Raw genomic sequence first — 2427 nt, 5'->3', positions numbered from 1 at the left:
TGTTGGCTTAAGCCGCTGTGCTTACTATTATCAACCTAAATTACCGGATGACTCGGTGATTGTGTCAGTACTCAGTGCTATCACTGACAGGCATTTACGCTGGGGCTTTCCCAAGTGTTTTAATCGCATCAGAAAGCTCGGCTATAACTGGAATCATAAACGGGTGTATCGGGTGTATTGTGAATTAAAGCTTAATCTCAGGGTAAAGCGTAAAAAATGCATTCCTCCACGATGCCCAGAAAGACTATCAGCACCCAGTAAACAAGGTGAATGCTGGTCAATGGATTTTATGAGTGACAGCAGTCGCAATCAACGCAGGTTTAGAACTTTCAATGTGATAGATGACTTTAATCGTGAGGCGTTAGGCATTGATATTGCAGTCAGTTTGCCGGCTGGCAGGATTACCCGTTATCTGGATAAACTGGCCGAATATCATGGCTATCCAATCAAAATACGAGTAGATAATGGACCGGAATTCACCGGAAATACGTTTACTAACTGGGCAAAATCACATGATATAACCATAGATTATATTCAACCAGGCAGTCCATATCAAAACGGGTATATTGAACGATTTAATCGTACCTATCGCACAGAGGTACTAGATTTATATCTATTTAATAATCTGGAACAAGCAAGAAAGGTAACCGAAGAATGGCTAACCAGTTATAACACCGAAAGGCCTCATGAAGCATTAAATAATATGACGCCGATTGAGTATAAAACCCTAAGACAAGCAGTATTATTTTCTACTTGAAGCTTGTACTAAGTTTGGGGTATTTACAAACATCCTGGTTACTTATGCGCACAAGATACATATTATGTTGGTCATATTAAAGGGATTGGGAAAATATACTAACAAACGTTTATTGATACCTATTCAAGACTGGCGTTTGCTAAAGTATATACGGAGAAAAACAGTTTAGTTGCTGCGGATATGCTCAATGATAAAGTGATACCATTTTTTGATAATGAGCAGGTAGCGCTTTTACGAATTCTGACGGATAGAGGAAGTGAGTATAACGGTCATAAAGAGCGTCATGCATACGAACTGTATCTGAATTTGGAGGATATAGAGCATACGAAAACAAAAGCCTACAGTCCGCAAACGAATGGTATATGTGAGCGGTTCCATAAGACGATGAAGACCGAGTGTTATGATATTATGTTTAGACGTAAAATATATACAGAACTGAAAGAGATACAACAAGATATTGAGCTTTGGCTAGAGTTTTACAATCGGGAAAGAGCACATTCAGGGAAATACTGTTATGGTAAGACACCTTGGCAAACTTGGGTAGAGACAAAAGGACTGGCTAAAGAAAAGCAGCTAGAGAATTTATTTTACTCATCAGACAGTCATTGTGTTAGAACGAATGCCGATGAGTAGGTAGTGTTTGTCAGATTAAGTTTGAGCTAGTACAACTGTAGGTCAGCGATGGTTTTTTCGATAAGGCTAATATTTGCTGGGTATGATATGGTTGCACATCCTTAAGCAAATTAATTGACGTCTTCAGGAGGTTTCTTCTCTCTTCTGAGCTATTATTGTTGGTTTTAGTTTGGCATTAAATCTGCATGAGTAGGCTTTTGGGTTTGTAAAGTTACTTATCACCTATGGGAAATTTTACCCTTCGCATAAAAGCCTGATGAATTAGCACTTCTGTCTTTGCTGGCAGTATGTTGCTACACAGAATAGTACTGGGGGAAAGAAAGTAAAAAATTTATTTATCTGTGCTATTGCAAGGCTTATTTAACCAGCTCAACACCGCGATTAGCCAGTTCATCTGCTTTCTCATTGCCTGGATCACCGGCATGCCCCTTTACCCAATGCCAGTGTACCTGATGCTTATTCACTTCAGTATCCAGTGCCTGCCACAACTCAACGTTTTTAACTGGCTGCTTCGATGCAGTTTTCCAGCCACGTGCTTTCCAGTTGTGAATCCATTCCTGCATGCCGTTTTTGACGTATTGGGAGTCAGTATAGATGTTGACGATACAGGGGCGTTTCAGGGCGGCTAGCCCCTGAATCACTGCGGTTAGTTCCATGCGATTATTGGTAGTATTGGCTTCGCCGCCAAAGAGTTCTTTACTGTGCCTGCCGGATTGCAGGAAAGCACCCCAGCCACCCACGCCGGGATTACCTTTGCAGGCACCATCGGTATACAAGGTTACTTCGCTCATGTTCATAGGCTGTTTTGAAAAGGACTAACTATATCATGTCTGGGGCGGTAAAACTTTTCCGGGGTTGAGAATGCCCTGTGGGTCGAGATAGTGTTTTTGTGCCCACATCCATTTGATTTCTGCGTTACTGCGTACTCGTGGCAGCCACTGATTTTTTAGCTGTCCAATACCATGTTCGGCAGCAATACTGCCATGATGGTGTAACACCTGTTCATATACCAGTTGGTTGATATTGTCTTCGTAGTG

At 41.4% G+C, this 2427-nt stretch carries 3 protein-coding genes and 1 pseudogene; 2 read left to right on the top strand and 2 right to left on the bottom strand.

Translation table 11 applies throughout. From position 1 onward, the window contains the following. Both BGI33_RS09420 and BGI33_RS09415 read left to right on the top strand, forming a co-directional pair. A partial coding sequence (locus tag BGI33_RS09420; RefSeq protein ID WP_100090941.1) for an IS3 family transposase occupies positions 1-757 on the top strand: 757 nt, incomplete at its 5' end. 30 nt (positions 758-787) lie between these two features. Next, positions 788-1390 (top strand): annotated as a pseudogene (locus BGI33_RS09415) (integrase core domain-containing protein); the annotation flags it as partial. A gap of 356 nt (positions 1391-1746) precedes the next feature. On the opposite strand, the gene rnhA reads toward BGI33_RS09415, so the two are convergent. Beyond that, positions 1747-2181, bottom strand: coding sequence for a ribonuclease HI (rnhA, locus tag BGI33_RS09410; protein WP_100089825.1), 435 nt, complete (start codon positions 2179-2181; stop codon positions 1747-1749). Positions 2182-2214: 33 nt separating this feature from the next. Beyond that, positions 2215-2427 (bottom strand): FAD-binding oxidoreductase (locus tag BGI33_RS09405; RefSeq protein ID WP_306807481.1); only part of this gene is annotated, 213 nt, incomplete at its 5' end.

It is taken from the genome of Snodgrassella alvi, assembly GCF_002777425.1.
GTDB lineage: Bacteria > Pseudomonadota > Gammaproteobacteria > Burkholderiales > Neisseriaceae > Snodgrassella > Snodgrassella alvi_B.
This window is presented reverse-complemented; position numbering and strand designations above follow the sequence as displayed.